Annotated in this window: 10 protein-coding genes; 4 read left to right on the top strand and 6 right to left on the bottom strand. The window is 66.7% G+C overall.

The genetic code is table 11. The annotated features are described in order from the left end of the window. Window positions 1–26 precede the first annotated feature (26 nt). Window positions 27–1,127: a L,D-transpeptidase gene (locus Q352_RS0103060; RefSeq protein ID WP_051528637.1), complete on the bottom strand. Its 1,101-nt coding sequence runs from the start codon at window positions 1,125–1,127 to the stop codon at window positions 27–29. 350 nt (window positions 1,128–1,477) lie between these two features. On the opposite strand from Q352_RS0103060, the gene Q352_RS0103055 reads away from it, so the two are divergent. The 3 genes from Q352_RS0103055 (at window position 1,478) to Q352_RS0103045 (ending at window position 5,982) form a co-directional block, all read left to right on the top strand. Then, a complete protein-coding gene (locus Q352_RS0103055; RefSeq protein ID WP_028498078.1) occupies window positions 1,478–2,983 on the top strand; it encodes a DNA recombination protein RmuC in 1,506 nt (501 codons plus the stop codon). Window positions 2,984–3,343: 360 nt separating this feature from the next. Further along, on the top strand, window positions 3,344–4,525 hold the full coding sequence (gltS, locus tag Q352_RS0103050; RefSeq protein ID WP_028498077.1) for a sodium/glutamate symporter: 1,182 nt from the start codon (window positions 3,344–3,346) through the stop codon (window positions 4,523–4,525). Next, window positions 4,522–5,982, top strand: coding sequence for a TAXI family TRAP transporter solute-binding subunit (locus Q352_RS0103045; protein ID WP_028498076.1), 1,461 nt, complete (start codon window positions 4,522–4,524; stop codon window positions 5,980–5,982). Before gltS ends, Q352_RS0103045 begins: the two co-directional genes overlap by 4 nt. A gap of 55 nt (window positions 5,983–6,037) precedes the next feature. Here Q352_RS0103045 and Q352_RS0103040 read toward each other — a convergent pair whose 3' ends face one another. From Q352_RS0103040 to Q352_RS0103020, 5 genes are all read right to left on the bottom strand, one after another. Next, on the bottom strand, window positions 6,038–7,735 hold the full coding sequence (locus tag Q352_RS0103040; RefSeq protein ID WP_028498075.1) for a lactate permease LctP family transporter: 1,698 nt from the start codon (window positions 7,733–7,735) through the stop codon (window positions 6,038–6,040). 220 nt (window positions 7,736–7,955) lie between these two features. Further along, on the bottom strand, window positions 7,956–10,790 hold the full coding sequence (locus tag Q352_RS0103035; RefSeq protein ID WP_084299797.1) for an FAD-binding and (Fe-S)-binding domain-containing protein: 2,835 nt from the start codon (window positions 10,788–10,790) through the stop codon (window positions 7,956–7,958). Between the two features lie 13 nt (window positions 10,791–10,803). Then, window positions 10,804–12,240 (bottom strand): LutB/LldF family L-lactate oxidation iron-sulfur protein, encoded by a 1,437-nt coding sequence (locus Q352_RS0103030; RefSeq protein WP_028498073.1) that lies wholly within the window; start codon window positions 12,238–12,240, stop codon window positions 10,804–10,806. After that, window positions 12,237–12,938, bottom strand: coding sequence for a LutC/YkgG family protein (locus Q352_RS0103025; RefSeq protein ID WP_028498072.1), 702 nt, complete (start codon window positions 12,936–12,938; stop codon window positions 12,237–12,239). The genes Q352_RS0103030 and Q352_RS0103025 overlap by 4 nt, the downstream gene beginning before the upstream one ends. Then, the gene (locus tag Q352_RS0103020) at window positions 12,935–13,690 is read right to left on the bottom strand and encodes a (Fe-S)-binding protein (RefSeq protein ID WP_028498071.1); all 756 of its coding nucleotides are present in this window, start codon (window positions 13,688–13,690) and stop codon (window positions 12,935–12,937) included. The genes Q352_RS0103025 and Q352_RS0103020 overlap by 4 nt, the downstream gene beginning before the upstream one ends. 258 nt (window positions 13,691–13,948) lie before the next feature. On the opposite strand from Q352_RS0103020, the gene Q352_RS0103015 reads away from it, so the two are divergent. After that, window positions 13,949–14,707 carry an FCD domain-containing protein gene (locus Q352_RS0103015; RefSeq protein WP_028498070.1) on the top strand — a complete coding sequence of 253 codons (759 nt, stop codon included), beginning with the start codon at window positions 13,949–13,951 and terminating at the stop codon, window positions 14,705–14,707. The last annotated feature ends 127 nt before the right edge of the window (window positions 14,708–14,834 follow it).

Genomic DNA, 14,834 nt, shown 5'->3' with positions numbered 1-14,834 from the left:
CGGTTCAGGGGGCGGACTGGATGGAATCAGCGGGTGGGAACCGGCGTGGCGGCGGCCGGGCTCTCCTCGACTTCATCGGTGGTGATGACGGTCATGTCCTGGCCGCGTCCGCTGTCGCGGGAAGCCGGCCAGTCGGTCACGATCAGCGTGCTGCCGGTGCCGAGGGTGGACAGGATCCTGCTGGCCAGCGCTTCGGGCACATGGACGGTGCCGAGCACGGCGGCCGGGGTGTCGCCGCGCGCCGGCGCGCCGACGCTGACCGTGGACCAGCGCAGGGCCTGCGCGGCCTCGCCGAGGGACATGCCCGGTGTCGGCTGGTTCAGCAGGGTGAAGACCGAAGTGTTGCCGCTGCCGGTACTGTCGTCGAAGCCGACGACGGCCTCGCCGACCTGCTGGCCGTTGCGATAGGCGTACAGGCGCTGGTCGGCACGGCTGACCAGCAGAGACAGCGTGCCGGAAGCCGGGTCGGGATCATTCCAGAACTCGCGCCCCTCGTTCGGTGCGACCGGCTTGCCGTCGACCACGGTCGGTGCCAGCCAGCCCGGGCTGCCGATATTGCTCGGCGCCGACCGGGTGTTGGCGATGATGACCGTGGTCGACTGGAAGCCGGTGACGCTGAACAGCGCCCTGGCGAAATCCATCGGCAGGCGGATGCAGCCGTGCGAGGCCGGATAGCCGGGCAGGTTGCCGGCATGCATGGCAATGCCGTCCCAGGTCAGTCGCTGCATGTACGGCATCGGTGCGCTGTTGTACAGGCTGGAACTGTGGGTCACTTTTTTCTGCAGGATGGTGAACACGCCGGTCGGCGTGTCCTTGCCCGGCTTGCCGGTGCTGACGGTCGACACGCCGATGCTGATGCCGTTGCGATACACATAGGCACGCTGCTCGTCGAGGCTGACAACGATGGTGACCGGACCGTCCGGCGAGAATTCCGGATGCCACAGGAACTGGCCCGGCTTCAGCGCTTCGACCGGTGTCGGCTCGGCCCGGGTGGCCGGCGTCGCGCGTGCGGCATGGGCTGGCACCACGGCGGTCAGTGACAGCGCGGCGATGGCGGACAGGGCCAGGGCCCGGCGGGGAAAGGACCGCGTGCAGCGGCGGGGGGCAGCAATGAGGCAAGACGTCATCTGGAAAAACCATTCCCGATGGAAGTGAAACGAATCAACCCCGCCAGCCGTGCCAGGCAGATTGCCCGACAAAAATACGGCATGAATGAAAGCGCGACGGGATCAGGGGGGACAGCGGCGATACTAGCATGATTTATCAGGCGGTTTTTCCTGAACGGCTGGCCGGTCGATCCCCTCGCCATCGGCGTGGCCGGAAGGATATTTCAGTGATCCTGCATCAGGCCGGGCCGGCAATCCTCCCCGGCCGGCCATGGCGCTTGCGGCAATGCAACATAAACGGTCGGGCCGGTGCGCCGCAGTGCGGCCGGTCATGCTAGGCTGGCGCCTTGTTCCTGCCGCCCGATCGTCCGATGTCTGCCGTTTCCGTTCTGCTGATAGCCCTTCTCGCCGCGCTGCTGGGCGCAGTGCCGGTTTTCCTGACCCTGCGCAGCCGCACCGCCCAGGCGCTGGCCGAACAGGAGGCCGACTTCGTGGCCGAACTGGCCGCTGCCCGCGAGCGGGTGACGTCGCGCGAGGCCGAATGCGCACGTCTGCGCGAGGCGCTGCTGAACCGTGACGAGGATCTGGCCGCCAGCCAGGCGGTAATCGACACCCTGCGCATCGAGCATGCGCAGCTGGTCGAGCGGGCATCGCGGCTGCCGCAGCTGGAAGCGCAGCGGGTCGCGGCCGAGCAGGCCCGGGCGACCCGCGAGCAGGATGTCGCCCGGCTGATGGCCGAACTCAGCGAATTGCGGACCCGGCTGGAAGGCGAGCGCAATGCGCACGACGACAAACTGCAGACGCTGAACGATGCCCGCTCGCAGATGGGCGAGCAGTTCAAGAATCTGGCCAACGAGTTGCTGGAGGAAAAGTCGCGTCGCTTTACCGAGCAGAACCAGCAGAACATCGGCGCCTTGCTCGGCCCGCTGAAGGACAAGCTCGGCGAGTTCCAGAAGCAGGTCAGCGACAGCTATGCGCGCGAATCGAAGGAGCGCTTCTCGCTGCAGCAGGAAGTGATGCGGCTGGCCGATCTGAACCGGCAGATCAGCGAGGATGCGGTCAACCTGACCCGTGCGCTGAAGGGCGGCAACAAGACCCAGGGCAACTGGGGCGAAGTGGTGCTGGAAAGCGTGCTGGAGTCGTCCGGGCTGCGCCGGGGCGAGGAATACACCATCCAGGAAAGCTTCAATCGCGAGGATGGCAGCCGCCACCAGCCCGACGTGATCCTGCAACTGCCGGAAGGCAAGCAGATCGTCATCGACAGCAAGGTCAGCCTGAACGCCTACCTGCGCTATACCGAGGCCGACGATGATGCCGGCCGTGCGCTGGCGCTGCGTCAGCATCTCGATTCACTGCACGCCCATATCAAGGGGCTGTCCGGCAAGAACTACCATGACCTGTACCAGCTGAAATCGCTCGATTTCGTGCTGCTGTTCGTGCCGGTCGAACCGGCCTTCATGCTGGCGGTGACCTCGGACCGCAATCTGTTCTCCGATGCCTACCAGCGCAATGTGCTGCTGGTCAGCCCGAGCACGCTGCTGGCAACGCTGCGCACCATCGCCAACCTGTGGCGGCAGGAGCAGCAGACCCGCAATGCCCAGGATATCGCCCGCCAGGCCGGGCAGCTGTACGACAAGTTTGCCGGCTTCGTCGGCGATCTGGACGAGGTCGGTCGCCGGCTGGCGCTGACGCAGAAGTCGTACGATGCCGCCCGCAACAAGCTGGTGGCCGGACGTGGCAATCTGGTGCGCCAGGCCGAGCGCTTGCGCGAGCTGGGCGTCAAGCCGAACAAGACGCTGCCGGCCGGGCTGCTGGAAGCGGCCGATGATGCGAGCGCCGACCTGCCGGCGCCGACACCGGACGCGCTCGACGACTGACCCCCGGTTTCTCCATCCCGCGATCTGCCCGGCGCCCGCTTCGCCGGGCAGATCGTCTTTGTGTGTCCCCTCGCTGTAAAAATATCCGCGTGCCGTCAGCTGCGATGCCCGGGCCGACAAACGGTACGCCCTGCGCCGCGCCGGTAAAACGGACCGGCCCGTCATGGTTTTCCATACTCGCGGCATGGGTTTGGCGCGTGCATTTCTGCGCGCCGCACGGACCGTCCGCCGGCATGATCTTGCCTCGTTCTGGCCGGTGGCTTAAAGCGAAAAAAGCGCCGGGCGAGGTGGCCGGCGACGACGATGGCATCCGGTCGCCGACGGCCGGACGACAGGGCTGGCGTGGCAGGGGAGAGACAAATGTCGTGGAAACTGGACAGTGTGACAACGCTGCTGATGGCCGTGCTGATCCTGCTGCTGGGGGCGGCGATCAACCGTCGTGTCGGGCTTCTGGCCCGCTGCAACATTCCGGAGCCGGTAACGGGCGGCATTGTGTTCGTTGCGCTCGTCAGCCTGTTTTTTTCCGTTTCAGGCCACAGCATCGTGCTGGATCCGTCGGCGCGGGGGCCCTTGCTGCTGGCCTTTTTTTCTACCGTCGGGCTCGACTCGGACTGGACGCTGCTGAGGCGTGGCGGGCCGCGCCTGCTGCTGTTCCTGTCGCTGATCGTGCCGTACGTGCTGCTGCAGAACCTGATCGGGCTCGGCCTGGCCTGGGTGTTCGATCTGCCGCCGGCAATGGGGCTGCTGACCGGCTCGATCACCCTGGTTGGCGGCTACGGCAGTGGCGAGGCGTATGCGCAACGCTTTCTTGACCAGTTCAATCTGCAGGGCGCCGAGGAAGTGGCCATGAGCATGGCGACATTCGGGCTGCTGGTTGGCGGGCTGACGGGCGGGCCGGTGGCGCGCTGGCTGATGAAGCGCCACCGGCTGCCAGGTGCCAGCCCGGCCGCCGGCGACCATGAGCGGCCCGACGGTGCGCGGGTGCTGGTCACGCTGGCCCTGGTGCTGGCCTGCGTGGCGGGCGGCCCGGCTGTGGCGCAGCAGTTTGCCGACCGCGCCTTCGAGGTGCCGGCCTTCGTCTGGTGTCTGCTGATCGGCGTACTGCTGCGCAACACCGGGCCGCGCCTGCATCTGTTCCGCGTGCACGGGCCGACGCTGGAGATGTTGTCAGCGCTGTTTCTGTCCCTGTTCCTGGCCCTGTCGATGCTGTCACTGCAGCGCTGGGCACAGCTCGGGCTGACCTTCCCGCTGCTGCTGATGGTCGTGATCCAGACCGGCGTGGCAACCCTCTACGCGATCCGGGTCTGCTTTCGCTGCATGGGGCAGCAGTACGATGCAGCCGTGCTGTCGGCCGGTTTCTGCGGATTCATGGTTGGATCGACCGCGACCGCCGTGGCCGGCATCCAGGCGGTCACCCGCCACTACGGACCGTCGCCGCTGGCGTTCCTGATCGTGCCGCTGGTTGGCGAGTTCTGCGTCAGCCTGGTCAATGCGCTGGTCCTGACCGGTTTTCTGTCCCTGCCTGCCTTCCGGATGCCATGAAACCCGTCTGCCTGCTTCTGCTCCTGCTGCTGGCCGGCTGTTCGCCGTCACCGCCACCGGCACAACTCGTCCACGATCTGCAGCAGCGGCTTGACCGGGACTTTGGCGAGCGGCGGCTGGTGGTAGAGACGCTGGACCGGCTGGGCAGTGCGCCGGACCGCATGGCTCCCGCGCAGCGGGTGGTCTACTTTCGCGTCGCGCTCCGGCTGGGCCAGCCATACGACTTCGGCGCCTGGCGGACGCACAATGTGGCCCGGCTGGCCGAACTGATCGGCTGCGGTCCGCGCGGGCTGTACGGGGTGCGCGCCGGTGGCAACTGGGCCGGCGATACGCTGCGCGCCTTTGGCCGCATCAGCTATCGCCGTGCCGGCAAGGGCTGGCAGGTCGTGGCCACGCCGGTGGCGGAGAGAGCCATGCCGCCAGCGGGCAGGCCGGTACCGCCCGACACCGTCGAGCGGCTGACCCATGCGCTGTCGACTGCCGTACATGCGCTGTCCGGGCCGGCGCGACCGGCATCGGACCGCATTGTCGAAGAGGAGCTGGGCTCCGCACTGCAGAATATCGAGAACCGGCTGGCCCGGCTGCAGCAGGGACTTGCCCTGGCCAGCGGCGAACGCGGCGGCGAATACTGGCGCATCGGCGAGGCCATGGCGACCGTGCGTGGCAGCGCACCGGCAGTGGTCAATATCGCCACCAGTGGCAGCGTGGCGAACCTGGAACTGCTGGATGACGGGACGGTCGGCGTCGCCATTGTCCAGGCCGACGTGCTGCTGGCGGCCGCCAGGGGCGAGGGCGTGTTCAGCGGGCGGCGGCCGGATGGCGGGCTGCGCCTGCTGGCGCGGCTGTATCCGGAGGCGGTGCATGTCATCGTGCGTGACGGGTTGCCCGTGTACCGGATCGCCGACCTGCGCCAGCGACGGGTGGCGATCGGTTCGACCGACTCCGGCGCCCGGCAGACGGTGGTGGAAGTGCTGCGCCGGCATGGCCTGACCGCGGCCAATGGACTGAAGGCCGAATCGATGGCGTTGCGCGATGCGCTGACCCTGTTCGCCGCGGGCCGGCTCGATGCCATCATTCACACCATCGGGGTGCCGTCCGCCGATCTGGCCGTGCTGGCGCGCAGCCAGCGCATCCGTCTGCTGCCCCTGGACAACGCGGTGATCGAGGCGATGCGGCGGGACAATCCGGTGTATCTGGCGTTTTCCATTCCGGCCGACAGCTATGACGGGCAGCGGCAGGCAGTGGCGACACTGGCGGTGCCGGCGCTGCTGGTGGCACGCGACACCCTGAGCGGTGATGCGGTGCAACGTGTGCTCGACCTGCTGTACCGGCAGGCGGATTTCGCAGCGCTGGGCAGTCGCCAGGGGGCGTGGATCCCGCGCGATGCCGCCGGGCAGGCCGGCGGACCGGTGCCGATGCATGTGGCCGCCGTGCCGGCCGTCGAAGGGCCGCCATGAAAAAGCGCCCGACGGCGAGAATCCGTCGGGCGCTTTCTGCGTCAGCCAGCTACGCTCAGCCCGGAATCATCCAGGTGAAGTAGTAGGCCTGCAGGTAGGTGATGATGCCGATCACGGTCGCGAACAGCAGGCTGTGCTTGATCGTGAAGCGGAACAGGTCGGATTCCTTGCCGACCAGGCCCACGGCGGCGCAAGCCACGGCGATCGATTGCGGCGAGATCATCTTGCCGGTCACGCCACCGGTGGTGTTGGCGGCGACCAGCAGCGTGTCGTGGACACCGATCTGGTGCGCGGTGGTGGCCTGCAGCGAGCCGAACAGCGCGTTGGACGAGGTATCGGAGCCGGTCAGGAACACGCCCATCCAGCCGAGGAACGGCGAGAAGAACGGGAACGCCGCGCCGGTACCGGCCAGCACCAGGGCCAGCGTCGACGACAGGCCCGAGTAGTTGGCGATAAAGGCGAAGGCCAGCACCATGCCGATCGAGAACACCGGGCGCTTGAGTTCGTTCAGCGTTTCGCCGAAGGTCTTCAGGCCATCGGCCGGCTTCATCTTCAGCACGAGCATCGAGATGAGGGCGGTCAGCAGAATGGCGGTACCGGTGGCGGAGATCACGTCGAACTTGAACACCGCATCCATCGGCTTGGCTTCGGCGACGATCGGCGCGGCCTTGATCACCAGATTGTGCAGGTACGGCATTTCAAACTTGATGGTCAGGCCGGCGAGTACGCCATCCTTGTCGAACAGGGCCTTGAACGGCTTCAGGCTCCAGATGGTCACCACGGCGGTCAGGATGATGAACGGCGACCAGGCCTTGATGACCTGACCCATCGTGTACTGCAGCTTCGGCTTGTCGGCCTTCGGACGGCTGGCGCTACTGCCGCCCAGCGTCGCGGCGCCCCCTGCCGACACCGACATGGTGGCGAAGGAGAAGGTGTTCTTCGGCTGCCAGACCTTCAGGAAGGCGGTCAGGCACACCAGGCTCACCAGGGCGGAGGTGATGTCCGGCAGTTCCGGCCCGAGGTAGGTGGCGGTCAGGAACTGGGTGACGGCGAAGGTGGCGCCTGCCACCAGCACGGCCGGCCAGGTTTCGCGGATGCCCTTGAGGCCGTCCATCATGAACACCAGCCAGAACGGAACCAGCAGCGACAGCAGCGGCAACTGGTGACCGGCCATCTGGCCGATCAGGTGCGGATCGATGCCCGTCACCTTGCCGGCGACGATGATCGGCACGCCCATCGCGCCGAAGGCCACCGGTGCGGTGTTGGCGATCAGGCACAGGCCGGCGGCGTACAGCGGGTTGAAGCCCAGGCCGACCAGCAGCGCGGCGGTGATGGCCACCGGTGCGCCGAAGCCCGCCGCGCCTTCCAGGAAGGCGCCGAACGAGAAGCCGACCAGAATCATCTGCAGCCGCTGGTCATCGGTGATCGATACCACCGACGCGCGGATGATCTCGAACTGACCGGTCTTGACCGTGATCTTGTACAGGAACACGGCCGTGATGATGATCCACGAAATCGGCCACAGGCCGTAGAGGAAGCCGTAGCCGATCGAGGCCAGCGCCATGCCGACCGGCATGTTGTAGGCGAAAATCGCCACGGCCAGAGCGATCAGCGTGGTCAGGGTGGCGGCGATGTGCCCCTTCATGCGCAGTACCGCCAGCGCGATGAAGAAGAACACGATCGGCAGCACGGCGACGGCGGCCGAAAGGCCGAGGCTGCCGAGCGGCTCGTAGATTTGCGTCCAGGTCTGCATCTTGAAAATTTCTCCCTGGCTGCGGGGCAGGGCCGCGCAGCGCAGTCATTTGGTCATTTAAGTCGTTGAAGCCGCCTGTTGTGATCTTGTGTGGCGGCAGTCGACGTGTTCGTCATCGGGTGACGTCGTCAGCGGCTGTCCGGGTATGACTCTGATGCCATATGGCAGTGTTCTCCTTTGTAGGTCGTGTAGTGGCGGGGCGCGAGGCCTCTTGTTATCGTCAGGCAGGGAGAGTATCGGTCTGCCGTGTACAGCTGCACTGGTCGAGCAGTGCTTCGATGCTCTGGTATTCGATGTCGCCGTGCGCCGTCAGTCCGATCTGGCAGGTACGACTCATCGACACGCCGGAATCACAGCCGCCAATGGCCGGCTTCAGCCGTTTCAGGCTGTTGGCGTTCAGTTCCGGGGTGGTGAAACCCTTGTCACCGGCAAAACCGCAGCAGGCGATGTCCGGCACGGTCACCCGCTCGGCGCACTGCCGGGCCAGCGCCACCAGCTGAGGGCCGACCCCCATCTTGCTGGCGTTGCACGGTACGTGGACCGCCAGGCTGGCGACCCTGTGCGGGAAGTCCAGCTTTGGTACCACGAACTTGGTCAGGAAGCTGGCGGCGTCGTACAGCTTCAGTCGCGGGTCGACCAGACCGGCTTTCTGTGCGTCGAGCAGGCGCAGCGCGCACGGTCCGTTGTCGACATAGACCGGAATTTCGCCATTGCGCGACGCGGCCAGCAGCGCGGCGTTGGTGTCGGCGCTGGCGCGGTTGGCGGCCTGGGTGGCGTTCTTGGAATCGAAGGGCTGGCCGCAGCACAGGCTGGCCAGCTGCTCGGGGTAGATCGCGCGCAGGCCGGCCTTGGCGAACAGGCTGACGGTGCTGGCGGCCACGCTGTCGCGACCGTGGCTGCCCTCGGCCAGGGTGCGGTTCACGCAACTGACGAAGTACACGACCGGCTCACCATGCGCGGCCGGGGCCGGCAGGGCGGCGGCGGGGCGCGGTGTCGACGCCGGCAGGATCGGGATGGTCGGGAACAGCTTGTGCGCCAGCCGGGTGGCGCCGATGGCAGTGTCGTCGCCAAGCACGCTGCGGGCGGCATGGAAGGCGCCGAGCCCGGTACGGGCGGCAGCGGTCAGCGTGCGCATGTGGGTGGCCGACCAGGTCGCCATGCCCGGACTGCGCGTCGGTCCCTTGAGCTTTTTCATCAGCTCGCCGGTGTTGATGCCGACCGGGCAGCGGGTCGCGCACATGCCGGTCGCGGCGCAGGTGTCGATGCCGTAATACGGGTAGTCGCGCTCGAAGGCTTCCAGCCGTTCGGCGTCGGCGCCGCTGCGGCGCAGGTCGTTGATCGCCCGCCACAGCACGATGCGCTGGCGTGGCGTCAGTGACAGGCCGTTGCTCGGACAGGCCGGTTCGCAGAAGCCGCATTCGATGCAGCGGTCGACCAGCGGGTCGGCGGCCGGCATCGCCTTCAGGTTCTGCAGGTGGACCTGCTCGTTGGCGCTGATGATCACGTCCGGGTTCAGTACGCCATGCGGATCGAACAGGCGCTTGATGGTCAGCATGATGTCGTAGGCATCGCCGCCCCACTCCAGCCTGACGAACGGGGCAACGTTGCGGCCGGTGCCGTGCTCGGCCTTCAGCGAGCCGCCGAATTCGACCGCAACCAGTTCGCTGACCGCGTCCATGAAGTCGCTGTAGCGGCGGACTTCGTCAGCGGTGTCGAAACTCGGGGTGAAGACGAAGTGCAGATTGCCTTCCAGCGCATGGCCGAACAGCAGCGCCTCGTGATAGCCATAGCGCTCGAACAGCACGTTGAGCCGGCGCACGCCATCGGCCAGGTGCTCGATCGGGAAGGCGACATCCTCGATCACCACCGTGGTGCCGACCGGGCGTACCGCGCCGACCGCCGGGAACAGCCCGGAGCGCACCGACCAGTAGATGGCGGTGACGCCGGCATCGGTGGCGAAACCGCTTTCCGCCGCCGGGGTAAATCCGGCCACCAGCCCGTTGATGGCCGCGCACTGGTCGGCGAGGATGGCGGCGCTCGGCGCGCGGGTTTCGATCAGCAGCGCGGCGGCTGCATCGGGAATCTCGCCGTAGAGGAAGTCCGGCAGACCGGCCTTGTCCTGCACGGCGCGGATGCTCTTGGCGTCGATCAGCTCGACCGCGTCGACCGGCGCCTGCTCGCGCAGCGCCGTCACCGCACGGCAGCAGGCATCGAGATCGTGGAACAGGGTCAGCGAGCTGGCCTTGTGCGGATGATCCGGCACGGTGTCGTAAGTGATGCTGCTGATAAAGGCCAGCGTGCCTTCCGAGCCGATCATCAGGTGGGCCAGCATGTCGACCGGGTCATCAAAGTCGACCAGGGCGTTGATGCCGTAGCCGGTGGTGTTCTTCAGCCGGTACTTGTGGCGGATCTTCTGTTCCAGCGCCGGGTTGGCGCGGATGTCGGCCGCCAGCTGCGCCAGCCCGGCCAGCAGGACGGCATGCGATTCGCGGAAGGCCGCAACGCTGAGGGCGTCGCCGGTGTCCAGCACGGCACCGTCCGGCAGCACGACCCGGATTGCCGACAGCGTGTGGTAGCCATTCTGCTTGGTGCCGCAGCACATGCCGCTGGAGTTGTTGGCCGCCATGCCGCCAATCTTTGCGGTGGCGATCGATGCCGGGTCCGGGCCGATCTTGCGGCCCAGCGGCGCCAGGGTGTTGTTCGCGTGCTGACCGATCACGCCCGGTTGCAGCCGGATGCGCGCGCCGCCATCGAGGATCTGCTGGCCGTTCCAGTTGTCGCCCAGCGTGACCAGCACCGAGTCGCTGACCGCCTGACCGGACAGCGAGGTACCGGCGGCGCGGAAGGTGACGGCCACGCCGACCGCATGCGCCTCGCGCAGCACGGTGCGGATTTCGCTTTCGCTTTCGGCGCGGATGACGATCTTCGGCACCAGCCGGTAAAAGCTGCCGTCGGTCCCGTAGGCCAGGGTGCGGGTCGGGTCGGTAATCAGCCGTTCGTCGGGGATCGACTGGCGGACGGCGGTGTAAAACGCCTGATGCGAGGCGGACATCATCGGATCGGCTTCCTTAACGACGGTTGGCCATGCGCTCGGACAGGGTCCGGGCAGCGGGCTTCAGCGGAACGTGGTTCTGGGTCCAGCCCAGCTGCTTTGCCGGCGTCAGCATGCGGAAACGGGTCGCCAGCCAGCTGAACACCCGGTAGCGGGCGGGACTGGTGAGAATAAAGCGCCACAGGCGCCAGGCGGCGAGCTGGCGCGTATCGCGCCCTGCGCCCTGGCCGCGCAGCGGATGGGCCGGGTGCTCGTGCGGATCGCGGATGGCCTCGGTGCGCAGGCGGATCAGCAGGTCGGGAATCGGAATCCGGACCGGGCAGACCTCGCCACAGGCGCCGCACAGGCTGGAGGCGGTCGGCAGGCTGGCGGTCGCTTCCAGGCCGAGCAGGTGCGGCGAAATGATTTCGCCGATCGGACCCGGGTACACCGTGCCGTAGGCGTGACCGCCGACGCGGGCGTAGACCGGGCAGTGATTCATGCACGCGCCGCAGCGGATGCACTGCAGCGTCTTGCGCAGCTGTTCGTCGGCGTAGGCCTGGCTGCGGCCGTTGTCGAGCAGCACCAGGTGGACTTCTTCCGGGCCGTCGAGCTCGCCGGGCTTGCGCGGGCCGGAGATCATGTTGAAGTAGGTGGTCACCGGCTGGCCGGTGGCGGAGCGGGTCAGCAGCGTATACAGCGGCGGCACGTCGGCCAGCAGCTCGACCACTTTTTCGATGCCGGTGATGGCGATGTGCATCGGCGGCACCGTCGTGCACATGCGGCCATTGCCTTCGTTCTCGACCAGACACAGCGTGCCGGTCTCGGCCACGGCGAAGTTCACCCCGGAAATGCCGGCGTCGGCGCTGACATACTTGTCGCGCAGCACATGGCGGCCGATCTGGATCAGTTCGTCGACGTCAGTGGTATACGGGGTGTCGGGAATGTGTTCATGGAACAGGCCGGCAATCTGCTCTTTGGTCTTGTGGATCGCCGGCATGATGATGTGGCTGGGCTTTTCGCCGGCAAGCTGGACGATGTACTCGCCCATGTCGGATTCGATCGCCTCGATGCCGTGTTCGGCCAGATGATGGTTGAGCTCGGTTTCCTCGCTGACCATCGACTTGCCCTTGACCGCCAGCTTGCCGCCACGGCGGGCGATCAGGCCCTGGATGATCGAGTTCGCTTCTTCCGGCGTTTCCGCCCAGTGCACCTGGACGCCGTTGCGGGTCAGGTTGGCTTCCAGCGTTTCCAGCAGTTCGGGCAGTTTGGCCAGGCAGCGCTGGCGGATGGCTTCGCCCAGCGTGCGCAGCTGCTGCAGCTCGGCCTCGTCCGGGAACATGGCCGCGCGCTTGCTCATCAGGAAGTCCATCGCACCACGGAAACTCTGGCGCAACAGCGGATCGTTCACCGCCTCGTGCGAACGTGAACGGAAGGCGGTGCCGGGATAGACCGTAATCGGCTGGGCGTTCATTGCGCGGTTCCTTCCACGTCGTTGACGGAAACGTCAGTCGGCAGCACGCACAATACAATCAGTTCGCGCGGACCATGGGCGCCGTAGGCGACGGTCTGTTGGATGTCCGAGGTCTTGGACGGACCGGAGATCAGCAGCGAGTTGGTCGGCAGGCCGTTTTTCCAGCCTTCGACCTGCATGGCCTGGTACAGGGTGTCGTACATGCGGCTGGCGTCGAACAGCGCGATATGGACCGGTGGCACCAGACTCATGGTGCGCGGCTCGTCCGGCGTCGGCCAGGCGATCAGGCTGCCGGTACTGCAGATGCCGGCGCGCACGCTGGTGAAGCCGGCATCGACCTCGTTGAACAGTTCGGCCTTCCATTCGTCGATGGCGCGGTCGTAACCGTGCATGCGCGGCGGCTTCGGCTGTGCGGCGAGGGTGTCCATCGCCCGTTTGCCGTGCGCCGTCGCCGGTGCCAGCAGCAGGCGGCCGATCTGTTTGTCGCTGACTACGCGCACCAGTGCGGCGTCCCAGTCCGGTTCGCGGCAGAACACCACCTCGGTGCGCACGGCACGCATCATCATCGCCCATTCGGCAATCATCGCCGTCAGCGGGCGTTGCAGGCGGGCGGCGTAGAACGCCGCAATATCGGGTTCGACCGCTGCGGCTGCCGGGGCGGCGCGCAGCTTGCCGAGAATGCTGTTGCGTGCGCTCATGCCTTGCCTCCGGTGCGTTCGAGCAGGAAGGTGGCCAGGTGCTTGCCGTTGAACGGGGCATTGTCCTTGCACAGCTTGCCGTTGATGTTCATCAGACAGCCGGCGTCGGCGGTAACGAACTCGGTGGCGCCGCTCTGCTGCAGCGAGGCGGCCTTGTCCTCGACCATCGCGCCGGCGATATCCGGGTGACGGATGCTGAAGGTACCGCCGAAGCCGCAGCATTCCGACTCATGGCCATGGACCACGCGCTCGACGTTGGCGAGGCGGTCGACCAGCGCCCAGCTGTTCAGGTGGGTGCCCATCTCGCGGCGCGCACTGCAGGAGGTGTGGACCGCGACTTTTGCCGGCGCGCCCTGGTCCTGCGGATGCCAGTCGAGCACATTGAGCAGGAAATCGGACAGCTCGACCACGCGGGCCGACAGCGTACAGGCCAGGGCCTCGTCGCGGTCGCCGGCGAACAGCGTTGGCCAGTGATGCCTGATCATGCCGCCACAGGAACCGGACGGCACCACGATCGGCCAGTCCTGCGGAAACAGCCCCAGCTGCGCCCGGGCCACTTCGCGCGCCTCGTCCGGCACCCCGGTGGTGTAGGCCGGCTGTCCGCAGCAGCTCTGGCCCTGCGGATAGTGGACCCGGATGCCTTCGCGCTCGAGCAGGGCGACGGCATCGACGCCGGCATCCGGCAGGAACAGGTCCAGCAGGCAGGTGCCGAAGAAATACACGTCCTGCGGCCGGGGACAGCTTGCCGTCATGATAGGTTCCTCTGTGGTTGGCTAATTGGTATGACCAATTATTTATTCTGGTTTGGCAATCTATTAAGATTCGCAGGGTCTTGTCAATCGGGATCTACCCCATTTGGCAGTGAATAAGTTATTGTTTATGTAAAGGTAAGACCAATTTCAATGTCCCTCGTCGGGGTGCGGATATGTCGTTACAATGCGCCACCACGCGACGGGCGTCGGACCGACTGGTCGGCTTCGCGCCGCCTGTGGCTGAAAATGCGAGAAAAAATGAGTCATCTGCCCATCAACGTGCCCCGGCTGGCCGATGCGATCGTGCGCGAGCTGGAGGCCAGCATCCTCGATGGCGTGTACAAGCCCGGTGATCGTCTGCCGCCGGAACGGCAACTCGCCGACGAGTTCGGCGTATCGCGCGCTTCGTTGCGCGAAGCCATCAAGCAACTGTCTGCGCGCGGCATGGTCGACAGCCGGCAGGGCGGCGGCACTTTTGTGACCGACCGGCTGGAGCGCAGTTTCAGCGGCCCGTGGGAAGAGCTGCTTGGCCAGCATGTCGATCTGCGCGACGACGTGCTGGAGTTCCGGCGCATGCTCGAAGGCGAAGTCGCCGCGCTGGCGGCGGTGCGGGCGACCGATGCCGACCGGACCCGGCTGGCGCAGCTGTTCGCCGAGCTGGAAGCCAGCTACGCGACCGGTGACCTGGTGCTGCAGTCGACGGCCGACGTCGCCTTCCACAGTGCGCTGGCCGATGCGGCGCACAATGTGCTGCTCGCCCACCTGACCACCAGCCTGCTCGGCATGCTGCAAAGCAATATCCACGACAACATCGCCAATCTGTTCAATATCAAGCCGGTGGCCAGCGATCTGCTGGCCCAGCACCGGGCGATCTGGCATGCGATCGACGGCCGGGACCCGGCCCGTGCCCGCGCTGCGGCAGAGACGCATCTGGACTTTGTCGCCAATACCCTGGCGGCGATGCGGGTCGAGGCGCGCCGGGTCGAGCGGGCGACGCGGCGTCTGGCCGCGCAGTGACTGCTGCAGCGTGAGTGGCGCCTGCGGGGCAGGCCGCTGCTTTACTTGTCCGTTCCCGGTGGCGGAATTCCCGGCTGTCCAGACCATCGGGGACCTCCTTTTGCCATGCCCGCCATGGGCAGACCGC

The organism is Microvirgula aerodenitrificans DSM 15089, from assembly GCF_000620105.1.
GTDB lineage: Bacteria > Pseudomonadota > Gammaproteobacteria > Burkholderiales > Aquaspirillaceae > Microvirgula > Microvirgula aerodenitrificans.
This window is presented reverse-complemented; position numbering and strand designations above follow the sequence as displayed.